This is a genomic window from Methylophaga sp. UBA3613, assembly GCF_002375415.1.
GTDB lineage: Bacteria > Pseudomonadota > Gammaproteobacteria > Nitrosococcales > Methylophagaceae > Methylophaga.
Window position 1 is genome coordinate 476,598 of record NZ_DFLS01000004.1, and the last position, 15,766, is coordinate 492,363.

Below are 15,766 nucleotides of genomic sequence, written 5' to 3' on the forward strand. Positions count from 1 at the left end.
CGTTAACCTGTTGTGGTTTGCGGAGTCAGTACTTCAGCTTTCACTTTCTCGGTCCGATTCGCCACACGGGCATCAATTGCATTTTTCAATGCCACGATAAGTCCCAGACCAATAAAGGCGCCGGGTGGCAAAATCGCAATAAGAAAACCACGATAATCATCGATGACTGTAATGGTTAAACCACGCGCTGCCTCACCAAACATTAAATGTGCCTGACTGAATAAGGTGCCCTGGCCAAGCAGTTCTCGCATTCCACCCAGCAGTACCAGTACGGCGGTAAAACCGATACCCATCATCAAACCGTCAAGTAATGACGGGGTAACAGGATTACGTGCAGCAAAGGCTTCTGCCCGGGCAATAATCGAACAATTGGTGACAATTAACGGAATGAAAATACCCAGGATCAGGTAAAGCTCATGGAACCAGGCGTTCATTGATAATTCAATGGCCGTTACAATCGACGCAATAATTAAAACAAACACGGGTAAACGTGCTTCATCGGGAATCTGGTGGCGCAGCATGGAAATAATGCCGTTTGAAGCCACCAATGTCAGGATGGTGGCAAGTCCCAGCCCCAGGCCATTGATGACGGTGTTGGTCACGGCAAGCAATGGACATAAACCCAGTAATTGCACTAAAGCCGGATTATTTTTCCACAGACCTTCTTTAATAATCTGATTGTAGATTGTCATGTGTTTTCCTCTGCCGGGATAAACAACTTACCCTTATTTGCTTCAAAAAATTCCAGTGTACGCTTGATGGCATTGACCACGGCACGTGCGGTAATCGTCGCACCGGTAAATTGATCAAACTCACCGCCATCTTTTTTAACTTTCCAACGTGATTCATCCGGTGATTCCAGTGATAGTCCGGCAAATTGCAGGATCCAGTCATCACGTTGCACATCAATTTTATCGCCGAGACCAGGGGTTTCCTTATGGCTGATAACCCGAACTCCCGCCAGCGTGCCATCCGTGTATATGGCAATCAGAATTTTGATACTGCCACTGTAACCATCAGGGGCCACAGCGGTTAATACGGCTGCCACGGGATGACCGTTTTTTCTGGCTCGGTAAACAACGGTTGGCTCCTCGGTACCTAATTGCGGCGTCGGCGGTAACACGAGTGTGTCACTCAGGATATTATTGTCATATTCTTGTTTAGGCACCAGCACATTTATCGCTTCGAGTAGGGCCTGACGTTCATTTTCTCTGATCTGTTCGCGAGTACTTTCTTCAGTAAAAGCAACCAGAGTGGTGGCCACAATAGCAAACACAGCCAGCATCAGCCCAACTCGAAATGCCGGTTGATTCCATAATGCTTTCATCGTGTTGCTCCACCATATACACGTGGTTGAGTGTAATAGTCGATTAACGGTACCAGCATATTCATCAAAATAACGGCAAAGGCAACGCCATCCGGATAGCCGCCCCAGATACGAATCACATAGGTCAGAATGCCAACGCCGGCACCAAATACAATACGACCTTTCAAGGTGGTAGAACCCGAGACCGGATCGGTCGCAATAAAGAATGCCCCCAGCATGGTGCCACCACTGAGTAAATGAAATAATGGTGACCCTGACACAGTGGGGTCAATTAACGTGGTAATACTGCTGATGATCAGCAAAGCCAGAATCATGGCGACAGGAACATGCCAGCTAATGACTTTGCGGTAAATTAACCAGATACCACCCAAAGCAAACCAGATATTGATCCATTCCCAGCCCAGCCCACCGACCATGCCGAACAATTCCTGACTACTGATAAATTCAGGATGCCGATCCAATACAATCTGCGTTTTCATTGCATCAAGTGGGGTTGCACCTGAATAAGCATCAATGCCCAAACCATTAAACTGACCGGTAAAAATTAATTGCAGGGCACTTAACCATCCCATTGGTTGCTCAGCAATCGACTGCACGGGTAACCAGGTGGTCATTTCCAGCGGAAAAGAAATCAAAAGCAAAACATAACCAACCATCGCCGGATTAAACGGGTTATAACCCAGACCACCATAAAGGTGCTTGGCGAAGATAATGGCAAAGGTCACACCAATTACCGTCATCCACCATGGCGAAAGTGGCGGGATAGCTAATGCCAGTAAAATAGCTGTTACCGCAGCGCTGCCGTCACTCAGGAAAGGCTTTAATGGCCGATGACGAAGTTTAAGCATCACCGCTTCGGCGATCAGGGCAACCACCACAGCAAGTGTGACATTAATCAGCACACCGGGACCGAAATAATATGTCATGGCGATTACTGCTGGAACCAGTGCAACAAGCACTTGCAGCATTTGTAAGGTGACGCGGTTAGCTCCAGCTAAAAACGGTGGGCTCAGCCGAAAAATGGGCATCAGGCTTTTTCCTCATTTACCGAATCTGCTGATTCTGCGTTTGTGGTGGATTCTTCTTTGGCTTTGGCTGCTTTGGAAGCCGCCAACGCAGCTTTACGCTGCCGCTGCCGCTCTTCTTTTTCCTGCTTTTCGCGTTCCAGTCTGGCCAAACGGCTTTCATGACGCTCACGAGCCAGATCAGCTTTTTGCTGTTCACGTTGCTGATTCATGATTTCGGTTTTGGAGAATCGGAAGTAGGAGACCAGCGGAATTTTGCTGGGACATACATAATCACAGCAACCGCATTCAATACAATCAAATAAATTGTAATTACGGGTTTGTTCAAAATCTTTGGCGCGTGAATACCAGTAAAGCTGTTGTGGTAACAAACTGGCAGGGCAGACGTCTGCACAATCACCACAACGAATACACGGTAACGGCTGAGCAGGTGGGGCAACATCATCCACCCCGACCAGAATACAGTTGGCGGTTTTGGTAATAGGTAAATCATCACCAGCCAAGCTGTAACCCATCATCGGCCCACCCTGAATAAAGGGCTCATCGGGTTGACGTTTGGTTTCACAAAAATCCAGTAAATCTTTGATCGGAGTACCAAACAATGTTTCAAAATTACCGGCGTGAGGGACATCAGTACCGGTAACCGTCACGACTCTTGAAATCAGCGGTTCACCATGCAGAATCGCACGACCCACAGCATAGGCAGTACCCGGGTTATGACAGACGATCCCAATATCAATCGGTAATTTATTGGTAGGAACCTGTTTGCCGGTGACCACCTGAATCAACTGCTTTTCGCCACCGGTTGGATAACGGGTCGGCACAATGACAATTTCGGTTTGCGATAAATGTGGTCTGCCGGTCAGGGCATAGCGTATTGCCGCAATCGCCTCAGGTTTATTATCTTCAATCGCCAGAATGCAGCGGGAAGCTCGCAGCGCAAATAACATGATCTCGACACCATCAAGAATGCCATCGGCACGTTCACGCATCAGCATGTCATCACAGGTGATGTAGGGTTCGCACTCAGCACCATTTATCAATAAGGTTTCGACAGTATGGTGTACACCCGGATTGAGTTTTATAAAGCTGGGGAAACCTGCTCCACCTAAACCGACAATGCCTGCATCACGAATAATTTGCCGTAACTCATGTGCGGAGTGTTGACGGAAATCGGCTATTTGCTCGCGTTCAATCCACCGATCTTCACCATCGGTTTCGATGGTAATACAAGGTGCTGAAAGCCCGGAAGGATGCGGAATAGCATGTTCTCCAATGGCGCTGACCACACCAGAGGTAGGAGCATGCAGACATACTGAAACATGTCCTTCCGCTCTGGCGATACGCTGGCCTTTTAATACGTTATCGCCAACTTCGACAATGGGCACGGCCGCTGCACCGATATGCTGTTGCAGGGGCAATACCAATTGTTTGCTCAATGGTGTTTTGCGAATCGGTTGCTGCGTAGAACGTTTTTTATGTCCTCGCAGTTTCAGTCCACCGGGGAAATTGCTTAACGGTGCACTCATGAGCCGGTCCTCCGTTGCAAATCAACATGGGAAGGATCCGGCCAGCGCCAGGTATGTGGATTTGGTTGGGTTTCGACCATATCAATACAATCTACCGGACAAGGTTCAACACATAATTCACAGCCGGTGCATTCATCAGCGATAACGGTATGCATATGTTTGGCTGCACCCAGAATGGCATCTACCGGGCAGGCCTGGATACACAGCGTACAACCAATGCAACGATCTTCATCTATTACGGCCAGTGTCTTGGGTTTTTCCACACCACATTCTTCATCCAGTGGTTTGGGTTCTACATCCAGCAGATCGGCCAGCGCCTGAATAGTGGTTTCACCGCCCGGGGGACAACGATTGATATCAACTTCACCGGCAGCAATCGCTTCAGCATACGGGCGACACCCGGCAAAACTGCATTGTCCGCATTGTGTCTGTGGCAGAATTTTATCGATTTGATCAACAATTGGATCACCCTCGACTTTGAAGCGGATTGAAGCAAATCCGAGTACAAGTCCAAGGACCAACGCGAGCAGCGTGATGGCAATGATGGCTGTCAGCATACGTTAGACCTTCACCAATCCGGCAAAGCCCATAAAGGCCATCGACATCAGTCCGGCTGTGATCAGCCCGATTGCGGCACCCTGAAAAGGAACAGGCACATCAGCGGCGGCCAAACGTTCACGCATTGCTGCGAAAATGATTAAGACCATTGAAAAGCCTACAGCAGCCCCGAAGCCATACAAAGCAGACTCAAGGAAGCCATGTTTTTCCTGAACATTAAGCAGTGCAACACCTAATACAGCACAGTTTGTGGTAATCAACGGGAGAAAAATACCCAGCACCTGATACAGCAGAGGGCTGGTTTTATGCACCACCATTTCAGTGAACTGTACGACGACTGCAATGACAAAAATAAAGCTGATGGTGCGCAGGAATTCAAGGCCCAGCGGAGACAATAGATATTCATTTATCAAATAGCTGCTGATAGAAGATAAGGTCAACACAAAGGTGGTTGCCAGTGCCATGCCCATTGCTGTTTCCAGCTTACGGGAAACACCCATGAACGGACACAGGCCAAGGAATTTCACCAGCACAATGTTGTTCACCAGAATGGTGCTTAACAAAATTAGGGCATAGTCAGCCATTTAATAACCTACTGATTTTCTCAGGAATTCACTTGGATTCACGCTTAATCCTGATTCAAATATAAATTACGAACCGAATAGTATAGCTTAATAACGCTTTTTATGTAGCGTTGCGATAGAGGTTAAGGCTTGATGTTGAAGGACTTAGGACCGTTGCAACGAGTTTGCAATCTGACTATGAAACGCAGCAAAGATTCCATTGTTTGATCTTTCATCTCCGCCTTGTCGGTCACAAAAATAGCCGCCAGCAGTGGTGGATATGAAAGATCAACAAGCCCTAGGCAGCAGCGGAATTCTTGCGACGCTGTCTGACTGCAGCTGCTAATTCACGTAACAGTGGCTCACTGTTCTCCCAAGCCATACAGGCATCCGTAATACTTTGGCCGTAAACCAGTTCTTTATCCGCTTCGACATTCTGTCTACCTGCCACCAGATTGCTTTCCAGCATCAAACCAATAATACGATTATCTCCAGAGGCAATTTGTTCGGCCAGCAACCGACCAACAACTTCCTGCTGCAGGTGATCCTTACCACTATTGGCATGACTGCAATCAACCATCATGCGAACCGGCTGACCGCTACGGCCAATGACTTCGGCTGCCTCATCAATACTGGTTTGATCATAATTAGGTTTTTTCCCGCCGCGGAGAATGACATGGCAGTCGGGGTTTCCCGTGGTAGAGAATATAGCGGAATGTCCGTCTTTGGTCAGAGACATAAAGTGATGGGGTTTTGATGCTGACAGACAGGCATCTACTGCGATTTGCAATCCACCGTCAGTAGCATTTTTAAATCCGACCGGGCAGGATAAACCCGATGCAAGTTCTCGATGAGCCTGACTTTCAGTAGTGCGTGCGCCGATAGCACCCCATGAAACCAAATCTGCAATGTATTGTGGACTGATCAGATCCAGATATTCGGTTGCCGCCGGCACTCCCATTTCTGCCAAATCCAGTAATAGTTTTCGCGCGATGTGCAGACCATCATTGATTTGGAAACTGCCATCAAGGTAGGGATCGTTAATCAGACCCTTCCAACCGACAACGGAACGTGGCTTTTCAAAATAAACGCGCATGATGATATGCAGATCATCAGCCAGTTCATGAATCAACGGCTGTAAACGGCTGGCATAGTCACGTGCCGCATTGGGATCGTGAATAGAGCAGGGACCAATAATAACAATCAGACGATCATCACGGTGATGCAGAATGTTCTGACAGGCTGTGCGTGCGTTAAACACAGTTTCAGATGCCGCATCCGAGATCGGTAATTGTTCATGCAATTGCGCTGGCGGTAATACTTCCTGTATTCCAACGATGCGTAAGTCATCTGTGTTGTAACGCATTTTCAACCTGATTTGTGTTCAAAAAAATAATCGGCAATTGTAATACTTCGGGGCCTTTTTCGCTATTTCAAGTTGTTACGGTCGCTTGATTTTTCTCAATAGCGGACCTTATGGCAATACCACCGTAAATAAATCTGCATTCAACCAAAGATGAACCCAGATGCTGGCGATGTAGCCCAGTGCGATTGCCCAAATCCATTTCAGGTGAGACATAAAAGTATAAATACCGCGGGCTTGACCCATCACAGCAACCCCGGCTGCAGAACCAATGGATAGCAATGAACCACCGACACCAGCGGTTAACGTTGCCAATAACCACTGACCTTGACTCATCTCCGGCATCATCGATAACACGGCAAACATCACTGGAATATTGTCGACAACTGCGGAAATCAGACCCACCAGAATGTTGGCGGTGGTGGCGCCTAGCTGACCGTATAAAAACTCAGAGCCCACACTCAGGTAGCCGATTGTTCCCAAACCTCCGACGCATAAAATAATGCCATAGAAAAACATCAGCGTGTCCCATTCGGCGCGTTGCAATTGTTCGAAAATATTAAAAGGTGCTTTTCGCTGTGTTTCATCCTGAATATTAAATGCAGCTTGCCCGTCAATCTCTTTCTTATTTAAAAGACGTTTATCATTCATTTTAAGGACATAACCATGCAACTTGAGAAACCCGAGTCCTGTCATCATGCCCAGTACGGGGGGCAGGTGAAGAAAGTGATGACTGCTGGCGGCCATGGCAATGGTGAGAATAAATAATCCAACCACGATCATCGCACCAGATTTAAGCGGTGCATATTCATGTACAGCGATAGCGGCAACATTTTTAATCGCCAGAGACAATAAGGCTGCCGGGATTAACCAATTGACTAATGATGGGACAAATAAAGCAAAGAATTCATGGAAAGCCAAAACACCTTTCTGCCACACCATCAGGGTGGTAATGTCACCAAAAGGACTGAAGGCACCACCGGCATTGGCTGCCACAACGATATTGATACAAGCGACCGCAATAAATTTGTGATTATTCCCAGCAACCGCCATCACCACCGTAGCCATCAATAGAGCCGTGGTTAAGTTATCAGCGACTGGCGAGATGAAAAACGCCATTAAACCCGTTAACCAGAAAATAGTTCTTAATGAAAATCCCTTATTCACCAGCCAGGCACGAATAGCATCAAATACACCACGTTCGCCCATGGTGTTGATATAGGTCATTGCTGCCAGCAGGAATAAAAATAACTCAGCATATTCAAGCAGATTATGCCGAATCATAATGCCAGCTGTTTCATGAAAAACCGGATCAGTCTGCTGTGAATAAATCAGGGCAATCAATCCCCAAATCAGACCGGCCGCCACAATGACCGGTTTGGATTTACGCATATGGATATGCTCTTCAGCGATTACCAACGCATAAGCAATGAAAAATATCGCTAAGGCGGCAAATCCGACCCAGTGTCCGGTTAAATCAAGTAATGCGACATTTTCTACTGCCCATGTTGAGGGGGAGAAAAGCATGGCCAATAAAAATAATGACCAACCGGTAAAAGACTTGAAAAGGCCTGAGACGGGCATAATGACTTCCTGAAAATGGGGGAGCAAAAGCGCTAAATGATACCCCTCATCACTGGAATGACAACTGTTATTTTAGAACTGTGCGATAGAAACCTTCTGCCGCATCTGTGACCAAATCAAATACATGGTTGAACCCATTCTGACCACCATAATACGGGTCGGGAACATCGGTCTCATCACGTCCTTCAGCGAAATCGAGGAACAGCTTGACCTTATGCTGGTGTTCGCTCGGACAGGCTTGCTGAAGAATCTCCAGATTGTCCTTATCCATTGCCAGAATATAATCAAAATGCTCAAAGTCCTCATAGCGAAACTTGCGGGCTCTGATAAAAGACAAATCAATACCACGCTGTTTGGCCGTTTGTTGGGCCCGGGCATCAGGTGGTTCGCCCACATGGTAGGCATGGGTACCGGCCGAGTCGATTAGAAATTTGTCACTGGTACCTTTAGCTTTCAGCAAACTGACAAAAACGCCTTCGGCGGTGGGAGAACGACAGATATTGCCCATGCAGACAAATAACACTTTGATTTGACTCATTCGTAACTAACTCCGTAGCTCGGCCAGTAATTGTGAAATCATGGCGTCGGCCTGACCGAGGTAGCCGCCACCAAACAGGTTGAGATGATTAATAATATGATAGAGGTTGTAAAGCGTTTTGCGTGTGCGATAGCCTGAGTCGACAGCACGAACATTGCGATAAGCCGCATGAAAATCGCTGCCAAACCCGCCAAATAATTCGGTCATCGCCAAATCGGTTTCGGCATCACCGTAGTAACAGGCCGGATCAAATATCACCGGATTACCCTGTTCATCACCGGCAGCATTTCCCCCCCACAGATCACCGTGCAACAGGGAGGCTTGTGGCTGATAATCGGTAAAAAAGGCGGGCAACTCATCAATAAGCCGTTCGCCATTTTTTTGCAGACTGCCTCTGAAACCATTGCTTGCAGCAAATTCCAGTTGTTTGCCCAAACGCTGCTGTTGCCAGAACTCCACCCAATTATTTGAGCGATCATTTAATTGTGGCGTGCTGCCAATGGTATTATCCATGTGCCAACCAAAATAGGGTTGGGGCTGTTGGTGGAGCAGGGCCAGTTGTTCACCGAGTTTGGCATTCGCGCCACCGCGCATGCCGCCTAAAGCAATATATTCCAGCACCAGATAACTATGTCCATCAGCGGTGCCGAAACAGATTACTTCCGGGACTCGCACAGCATTCAATGCGGCCATCTCCTGCAGGCCCTGCGCTTCTGCGACAAACATATCCGCCAGGTTTGGGCTATTTACCTTGATAAAGAATTGCTTGTCGGGCGTTTTCAATTGATACGCTGTATTAATGCAACCTCCTCCGATGGAAGACAGTTGATGCGGATGGCAACTTAGTCCGGTGACGCTTTCAATTTGCTGAATAATTTCATTGAGTTGAGCCATAAATTTCTCCATCAAAGATGAGCAGGCGGTTTAACCATGCTAAGCTGAAACGGTAATTTTGCCAAAACATTCAAGGAGTTTGTCAATGTCTACTGATACCGAGGCCACGCCACAAAGCCCCAAACAGCAAGTGGCAATCAAAGCCGCTGAAATTGTCGACAATGGCATGATTGTGGGGCTGGGGACAGGATCAACAGCGAATCTTTTTATTGATGAATTGGCTCGCCGTCAACGAGAAAATCAACTGGATATTCAAGTGGTCGCCAGCTCTGTGATCAGTCGGGTTAAGGCCGAACAGGCCGGGCTTAGAGTTATGGCCATAGAGCATCTGTCGCATCTGGATATGTATGTCGATGGAGCAGATGAAGTCACCAGCGATATGACTTTACTGAAGGGCAGAGGGCAGGATCTGGTTTGTGAAAAGTTGCTTGCCACTCATGCCACAGCCTTTTATGTGATGGTCGATGAAAGCAAAATGGTGAACAAAATAGGTGAGAAAAATGCCATTCCAATTGAGGTAATCCCGCAGGCAGCACAGCTGGTATTGAATCGCTTGTCCAAATTACAGGCCAAAGGCAGTTTGAGATTAAATGCCGCGGGTGACAATGTTGCTTACAGTGCGGCAGGGAATTTGATTCTGGATATGCAGTTTACGACGTTTGAAACCGCACAGATCAATGCTTTACTGACAGTGATGCCGGGAGTAGTTGAGCATGGGATTTTTGCTGATGTTGCCAAAGCCGTATTTGTTGGCTCATCTGACGGCGTCAAGTTATTGCAGGCCTGAATAAAAAAAGGGCAGTGATCAACACTGCCCTTTCAGCAAACAGATAACGTAATTGGTTTATTTTTTTAATTCTTCAAGAATGGTTTCGGCTTTGGATTTACCAAACTCACCCGAACCTTCAACACCAATGTATTTCACTTCGCCATCGGTAATGATCATCGCTGCACGGAATGAACGTACACCCATTCCACCACCGGTTAAATCACGATCCAGACCTAATGCTTTAATATATTCCGCACTACCGTCTGCCATCATGCGAACTTTGCCATTGGCCTTTTGTTCACGACCCCATGCCGCCATCACAAATGCATCGTTCACCGCTAAACACCAGATTTCATCAGCGCCAGCGGCTTTTAATTCTTCAGCATGTTCAATAAAACCGGGCAGATGTTGAGAAGAGCATAAAGGGGTAAAAGCGCCGGGAACCGTGAATAAAACAATGGTTTTGCCTTTTGCCATTTCACGTACATCCATCGGAGATGGATTCATCGGGCAGCCATTCTGAGGATCAAACTCCACACACTCTGTGAGTTTGCCATCGGGTATTTGTTGTCCAACTTCGATTGTCATAATCTCTCCTTATGGATAAATAAGCTGACTGGTTAGCATAAGCCATCTGTCAGGAGATATAAACACTGATTATTGCAGGGACTTTCAAGTTTGGTGCAATCAACTTAAATCGTTATGATGGATAGCACAAATGATTGATGGAGAAAAAAATGACGGCAGATAAAAACATTCTGAACTGGGGCATTCTCGGTGCAGCGCGTGTCACTGAAAAACTCATACCAGCCATTACGCAAGCCAGCAATGCGCGGTTAATCGCTGTGGCTAGCCGTCGTAAAGGGGCTGCAGCGGAAGTAATTGAAAAACTGGCCCCGGCAGATAACGATATTCAGGCCTGGGATGCCCCTGAAGCTTTATTAACGCATCCTGATATTGATGTGATCCATTTACCAATGGCCAATGAAGAACATGCTGAATGGGCATTAAAAGCGATTGCTCATGGCAAGCATGTGTTGATTGAAAAACCGATGGCTCTCACGGTTAAAGATATTGATGCCATTACCCAGGCTGCTAAAGAAAAGGGCGTGACGGTGATGGAAGGGTTTATGTATCGTTTTCATCCTCAGCATGATGCAGTTCGGGAGATTATCGAATCTGGTGTTATTGGCGAAGTCAGAACCGTCAGTAGCCGTTTTGCCTTTCCAATGAAACCGGCACGTTTATACCGGGTTAATCGACCCATTGCCAATGGTGGTGGAGCAATGTGGGATATTGGCCCCTATGCCATTCATACTGCCAGATTATGGTTTGAAGAGGAGCCCAAAGCCGTTACTGCGGTGGCTAATCTAAATGAGCACGGTGCTGACTTAAGTCTGACCGGTATTTTTGATTATGGTGAAGGAAAATTCGCCCAGTTTGAGATGAGTTTTCAACATGCCCGCCGCAGTGTCTACGAAATTATTGGCACTTTAGGCGGAGTCACCTGTCATGCCACCTGGCAACCGGCTGACGAACCCGCCAAGATTTCGTGGTGGACCGAGGCGGGCCAACATGAAACGGTTGAAGTGCCCGCTGCCGATCAGTTTGTTAACGAAATCGAACATTTTTCCAATTGCGTGTTGAATAATAGTGCTCCATTACTCAGCCTGGAGGATGCCCGGGCTAACTGCAAAGCGATTGTGGCTACATTGCAGTCGGTTAAAGAGGGCAAAATGATAAAACTGGATTAACAAAAAAGGCTGCACATTGATGCAGCCTTTCTATTTAATCAAACCTGGAATTTATCGACAGTAGTTTTGAGCCGTCCGGAGAGCAAGGCAAGTTGCTCAGCAGTTTGTGATATTTGCTCACTGATTTCGGCTCGGTCTTTTGCCATTTGTGAGATTTTGTCTATCTGGCTGTTAATTTGCTGACTGTCCTCACTTCCCTGGGCTGCTGCCGAGGCAATATTTTCAATGACATTATTTGTCTGCTGAGCGCCGGCGTTAATTTGCAGCAGGGATTGACCTGCTTTTTCGACCAGTTCCACGCCGTGTTTTACCAGTACTTCACCTTGATCTGCATGTTTAACAGCATTCTGCGTTTCCGATTGGACTGCGGCGATAACTTCTCCAATCTCTAATGTGGCCTGGGAGGTACGCTCGGCTAATTTGCGTACTTCGTCAGCTACAACGGCAAAACCTCGTCCCTGTTCACCCGCCCGTGCGGCTTCAATCGCGGCATTTAATGCCAATAAATTGGTTTGAGCTGCAATATCCTGAATCACTTGAAGAATGCCACTTATTTCGTCAGAACGTTCGCCGAGATTGGTAACCGTAGACGCCATATGTCGAACGGCTTCAGCAATTTGATTAATACTGTTAGCAGCTTCAGCCACAACCGCCCGACCGTTTTCTGCAGAATGTTGTGCGGTTTTGGAAATTTCCTGAGCTTCAGAAGCATTATTGGCAACTGACTGGATAGTGGAATTGATATGGCTAATTTTCTGAACGATATCATCTACCACTTGTTTCTGTTTGACTGAACCGGTGGCGACGCGATCGGATATATCCGTTAGCTGATTGGCAGATTCTGAAGTTTTTTGGGTATGTTCCAGTAAATCACGAATAATATTCTGTAAGTTATTCATAAACTTATTAAAGGCACTGGCCACCACGCCTATTTCATCATCGGCATTCACTATTGGTAACCGTTTGGTTAAATCGGCCTCACCCATAGCTAGATTGCTCATCGACGTTTCCAGTCCGTTAAGCGGCAGCAGTAAACGGCGGGTTAACAGACGAATGGCAATGGCAGAAATAATTACCAGGATAATGGCAAATATCATGCTTTTAGTCACCAGCTCGCCAATAATATCGAAAAACCGTGCTTTTTCGACACCGACATACAAAATGCCGATGACTTCACCCTCATTATTCAGAATAGGCTCATAGGCAGTAAAGTATCGTACTCCCAGAATATCTGCTTCACCATGAAATGGCTGCGCCTGTTTTAAAACCGTGTCGTAAACTTCTCCTGGTGCGAGCTTTGTACCAATGGCGCGTGTGCCATCGTCTTTAATCACATTGGTCGATATGCGCGTGTCATATTGAAAGATAGTGGCCGTACCGCCCACTAACTGTTTGATTTTATCGACGACAGCATAATCCTGATCAATGGGTTGGCCATCTATCAGTAATTGGTTGTTTTCCAGACTGAATTGCTGGCCTTGTTGCTCTAACACTGACCAGGCCACCCGCATATTGCTCTCCTGGTTTTCCTGAGCTTGCATGTATAAACCCTGACTCAGGATATAGGTAGTGGCGCTGACAATAATTAAGGTTAGCAACAGGCTGCTCACCACATTGGAGACAATGAGTTTCTGGTATAGCTTCATATTCTCTCATCCTAGTGTACTGATTTTTATAGAATAACTATGGCCCTTGATAGTTATCGTCCGCAGTAACTTTTTAATGAGTTTTATATTCTATTAAGTAACTATTTGGGGTGAGCTATATGTCCAGAAGTGAGGTGTAAAGCGATTAAACGGCGTTGTTAAACAAAAATGCCACTTAATGAAAAGTGGCATTTTCTATGGTCTTGAAGTGAATGATTTAACTTGCAGTTTTAAATTTACTGATGGATTGTTGCAGTGCATCAGCCAGTTGATTCAGTTCAGTACTGAGTGAAGAAATAGACTGTGATCCCGCTTCCGCCTTATCAGATACATCGGTAATCCTGCGAAAGTTATTGTTAATTTCTTCAGCGACGGCTGACTGTTGTTCGGCGACACTGGCTATCTGAGCATTCATATCATTGATGGCGGTAACTGAACGGCTGATGACCTCCAAAGATTCACCGGCATGTTCTGCCTGGGTGACACATTGATGGGCTTTGTTTTTGCCTTCTTCCATGACTTTCACTGCGATTACCGTTCTACTTTGAGTCTTTTCAATTAATTTCTGAATATTGAGCGTCGACTCTTTGGTACGGCTGGCGAGACCACGAACTTCATCAGCAACCACGGCAAAGCCTCTGCCATGTTCACCAGCACGGGCCGCTTCAATAGCAGCATTCAATGCCAATAGGTTGGTTTGTTCGGTAATGTCTGCAATAACTTCAACAACGGTGCCAATTTGTTTGCTGTCTTCGGAAAGTTCATCAATAACTCTGGCAGCTTCTTCTACTTTTGCCGCCAACTCTGCAATGCTGGTAAGTGTTTTGGCTACTTCCTGATTACCATTAATTGTCTCTTTATCCGCTGTTTGAGCTTGCATCGCAGCCTCACTGGTCAGACGTGCAATCTCTTGTACTGAAGTGGAAATTTCACTGATGGCATTCGCCCCATCTAGCGTTTGCTGTTTCTGGTCAATGACTAAACTCTGATTATCTGCCGAAGTTTGATTCATTACTTTTGCCGCATCTGATACTTGTCCTGCGGATGAGCTAATGGCTTTCATAATATGCGAGAGTTCGCTCGACATAGTGCTTAGTGCACCGACAATACTTTTAGGAAACTTTGTTTGAGCTTGTTGAGTTAAGTCACCTGAAGCAAATACTCTGATTAATTGAGCTGCTGAATCAGGCTCACCACCAATGGTTGAATACAATCGGCCAATCAATCGATAACTGACAAAGATGGCAATGACGAAGGCGATCAGCGTCACCGTAATCATTAATGCCATAAATCCCCCGGTTTGCTGACGTATATAGTCAACCTGATCGCTGATGGTGGCTTCCTGAAAATCAATAAATTGATTTACTGCTTTCAACCATTGTGTGTAAGCAGGGGAGGTATTCAGTAACAGATAATCCCGTGCTTCAATATCCCGACCCTGATTAATCAGCTGTATGGTTTCTGCGGTGTGGGAAAGCGTTTGTTGTTCAATGGTTTTAATATTATCCAGCAGCGTTTTTTCCTGAGCGGTAAATTGCTGAGGATTATTGGCCATTGCTTCCAGGCTTATCGCTGATTCTGCATAGAACTGTTCTAAACGTTCGATATCCTGAAGATGCTGCTGGCGCTCGGCACTGCTGTCACTTAACACCACATCCCGAATCGAAATGGCCCGGTCGTGAACACTGCCTCGAAAATTAATAGCAGCCCGTTGTTTTACGGTATCAACCTCATTGATTTTACTCATAGTACGGTCAATTTTACTGACTTCATTAATCCCGATAATGGCGATTAACACCATTAAACTTAAAACGATGCCAAAGCCGAGTTGAAGCCTGTTTTTAATAGTCACTGAATATTCCTGATATGCGTAAACGTACACGACATTGCGTAGTTAGCTGATGAAGCCGGCGATTATCGTTCAACACATGTGAGATTTATGTCAAAGCGGTATTATCGATGCCGTTTTAAATTATTGCTTCAGGAAATTTCTTTTTGGTCTTGGCAATTGTGGATTAAAGGAGAACGCAATAACTGCTTAGAAAGACACTATCGAAACAACTTCGCACTTTTTTCGGAGTTGGAATGCATCTTATGCATTTTAGTTTTATTTAAGAAGTTCATAGAATGTCGTTAGCATGGATTTTTTTGAATGCTGTCGTCATTTACAGCACGCCAGTAATACATCTAATAAAACAAAACATTTATTTCACAAA

At 46.1% G+C, this 15,766-nt stretch carries 15 protein-coding genes; 2 read left to right on the forward strand and 13 right to left on the reverse strand.

What is annotated here, in order from left to right:
- Positions 1 to 2: 2 nt before the first annotated feature.
- From B3S93_RS04470 to B3S93_RS04515, 10 genes are all read right to left on the reverse strand, one after another.
- Positions 3 to 692: an electron transport complex subunit E gene (locus tag B3S93_RS04470; protein WP_292354047.1), complete on the reverse strand. Its 690-nt coding sequence runs from the start codon at positions 690 to 692 to the stop codon at positions 3 to 5.
- Positions 689 to 1,327 carry an electron transport complex subunit RsxG gene (rsxG, locus tag B3S93_RS04475; RefSeq protein ID WP_292399623.1) on the reverse strand — a complete coding sequence of 213 codons (639 nt, stop codon included), beginning with the start codon at positions 1,325 to 1,327 and terminating at the stop codon, positions 689 to 691. Before rsxG ends, B3S93_RS04470 begins: the two co-directional genes overlap by 4 nt.
- Positions 1,324 to 2,355, reverse strand: a complete 1,032-nt coding sequence (gene rsxD / locus B3S93_RS04480; protein ID WP_292399620.1) for an electron transport complex subunit RsxD — start codon at positions 2,353 to 2,355, stop codon at positions 1,324 to 1,326. The genes rsxG and rsxD overlap by 4 nt, the downstream gene beginning before the upstream one ends.
- A complete protein-coding gene (gene rsxC / locus B3S93_RS04485) occupies positions 2,355 to 3,881 on the reverse strand; it encodes an electron transport complex subunit RsxC (protein ID WP_292399617.1) in 1,527 nt (508 codons plus the stop codon). The genes rsxD and rsxC overlap by 1 nt, the downstream gene beginning before the upstream one ends.
- Positions 3,878 to 4,438, reverse strand: coding sequence for an electron transport complex subunit RsxB (rsxB, locus tag B3S93_RS04490; RefSeq protein WP_292354055.1), 561 nt, complete (start codon positions 4,436 to 4,438; stop codon positions 3,878 to 3,880). Before rsxB ends, rsxC begins: the two co-directional genes overlap by 4 nt.
- A gap of 3 nt (positions 4,439 to 4,441) precedes the next feature.
- A complete protein-coding gene (gene rsxA / locus B3S93_RS04495; RefSeq protein WP_292399614.1) occupies positions 4,442 to 5,023 on the reverse strand; it encodes an electron transport complex subunit RsxA in 582 nt (193 codons plus the stop codon).
- 277 nt (positions 5,024 to 5,300) lie between these two features.
- Positions 5,301 to 6,368 (reverse strand): 3-deoxy-7-phosphoheptulonate synthase, encoded by a 1,068-nt coding sequence (locus B3S93_RS04500; protein WP_292354059.1) that lies wholly within the window; start codon positions 6,366 to 6,368, stop codon positions 5,301 to 5,303.
- A 108-nt stretch (positions 6,369 to 6,476) separates the two neighbouring features.
- A complete protein-coding gene (gene nhaD, locus B3S93_RS04505; RefSeq protein WP_292399612.1) occupies positions 6,477 to 7,949 on the reverse strand; it encodes a sodium:proton antiporter NhaD in 1,473 nt (490 codons plus the stop codon).
- Between the two features lie 67 nt (positions 7,950 to 8,016).
- A complete protein-coding gene (locus tag B3S93_RS04510; RefSeq protein WP_292399609.1) occupies positions 8,017 to 8,487 on the reverse strand; it encodes a low molecular weight protein-tyrosine-phosphatase in 471 nt (156 codons plus the stop codon).
- 6 nt (positions 8,488 to 8,493) lie between these two features.
- Positions 8,494 to 9,381: a fructosamine kinase family protein gene (locus tag B3S93_RS04515; RefSeq protein WP_292399606.1), complete on the reverse strand. Its 888-nt coding sequence runs from the start codon at positions 9,379 to 9,381 to the stop codon at positions 8,494 to 8,496.
- 85 nt (positions 9,382 to 9,466) lie between these two features.
- Between B3S93_RS04515 and rpiA the strand changes: the two genes are divergently transcribed.
- A complete protein-coding gene (gene rpiA / locus B3S93_RS04520; protein ID WP_292399603.1) occupies positions 9,467 to 10,168 on the forward strand; it encodes a ribose-5-phosphate isomerase RpiA in 702 nt (233 codons plus the stop codon).
- Between the two features lie 57 nt (positions 10,169 to 10,225).
- Here the strand turns inward: rpiA and B3S93_RS04525 are convergent, their stop codons facing one another.
- Positions 10,226 to 10,738, reverse strand: a complete 513-nt coding sequence (locus tag B3S93_RS04525; protein ID WP_292355804.1) for a peroxiredoxin — start codon at positions 10,736 to 10,738, stop codon at positions 10,226 to 10,228.
- Between the two features lie 149 nt (positions 10,739 to 10,887).
- On the opposite strand from B3S93_RS04525, the gene B3S93_RS04530 reads away from it, so the two are divergent.
- Complete coding sequence (locus tag B3S93_RS04530; protein WP_292399598.1) at positions 10,888 to 11,904, forward strand: Gfo/Idh/MocA family protein; 1,017 nt, start codon at positions 10,888 to 10,890, stop codon at positions 11,902 to 11,904.
- A gap of 38 nt (positions 11,905 to 11,942) precedes the next feature.
- Here the strand turns inward: B3S93_RS04530 and B3S93_RS04535 are convergent, their stop codons facing one another.
- Both B3S93_RS04535 and B3S93_RS04540 read right to left on the reverse strand, forming a co-directional pair.
- Positions 11,943 to 13,550, reverse strand: coding sequence for a methyl-accepting chemotaxis protein (locus B3S93_RS04535; protein ID WP_292355800.1), 1,608 nt, complete (start codon positions 13,548 to 13,550; stop codon positions 11,943 to 11,945).
- Positions 13,551 to 13,767: 217 nt separating this feature from the next.
- Positions 13,768 to 15,402, reverse strand: coding sequence for a methyl-accepting chemotaxis protein (locus B3S93_RS04540; protein ID WP_292399595.1), 1,635 nt, complete (start codon positions 15,400 to 15,402; stop codon positions 13,768 to 13,770).
- Positions 15,403 to 15,766 lie beyond the last annotated feature (364 nt).

Excerpts from the sequence above, each read along its gene's own strand:
- B3S93_RS04470 (WP_292354047.1), bottom strand. The coding sequence starts at position 692 with ATGACAATCTACAATCAGATTATTAAAGAAGGTCTGTGGAAAAATAAT.
- rsxG (WP_292399623.1), bottom strand. The coding sequence starts at position 1,327 with ATGAAAGCATTATGGAATCAACCGGCATTTCGAGTTGGGCTGATGCTG.
- rsxD (WP_292399620.1), bottom strand. The coding sequence starts at position 2,355 with ATGCCCATTTTTCGGCTGAGCCCACCGTTTTTAGCTGGAGCTAACCGC.
- rsxC (WP_292399617.1), bottom strand. The coding sequence starts at position 3,881 with ATGAGTGCACCGTTAAGCAATTTCCCCGGTGGACTGAAACTGCGAGGA.
- rsxB (WP_292354055.1), bottom strand. The coding sequence starts at position 4,438 with ATGCTGACAGCCATCATTGCCATCACGCTGCTCGCGTTGGTCCTTGGA.
- rsxA (WP_292399614.1), bottom strand. The coding sequence starts at position 5,023 with ATGGCTGACTATGCCCTAATTTTGTTAAGCACCATTCTGGTGAACAAC.
- B3S93_RS04500 (WP_292354059.1), bottom strand. The coding sequence starts at position 6,368 with ATGCGTTACAACACAGATGACTTACGCATCGTTGGAATACAGGAAGTA.
- nhaD (WP_292399612.1), bottom strand. The coding sequence starts at position 7,949 with ATGCCCGTCTCAGGCCTTTTCAAGTCTTTTACCGGTTGGTCATTATTT.
- B3S93_RS04510 (WP_292399609.1), bottom strand. The coding sequence starts at position 8,487 with ATGAGTCAAATCAAAGTGTTATTTGTCTGCATGGGCAATATCTGTCGT.
- B3S93_RS04515 (WP_292399606.1), bottom strand. The coding sequence starts at position 9,381 with ATGGCTCAACTCAATGAAATTATTCAGCAAATTGAAAGCGTCACCGGA.
- rpiA (WP_292399603.1), top strand. The coding sequence starts at position 9,467 with ATGTCTACTGATACCGAGGCCACGCCACAAAGCCCCAAACAGCAAGTG.
- B3S93_RS04525 (WP_292355804.1), bottom strand. The coding sequence starts at position 10,738 with ATGACAATCGAAGTTGGACAACAAATACCCGATGGCAAACTCACAGAG.
- B3S93_RS04530 (WP_292399598.1), top strand. The coding sequence starts at position 10,888 with ATGACGGCAGATAAAAACATTCTGAACTGGGGCATTCTCGGTGCAGCG.
- B3S93_RS04535 (WP_292355800.1), bottom strand. The coding sequence starts at position 13,550 with ATGAAGCTATACCAGAAACTCATTGTCTCCAATGTGGTGAGCAGCCTG.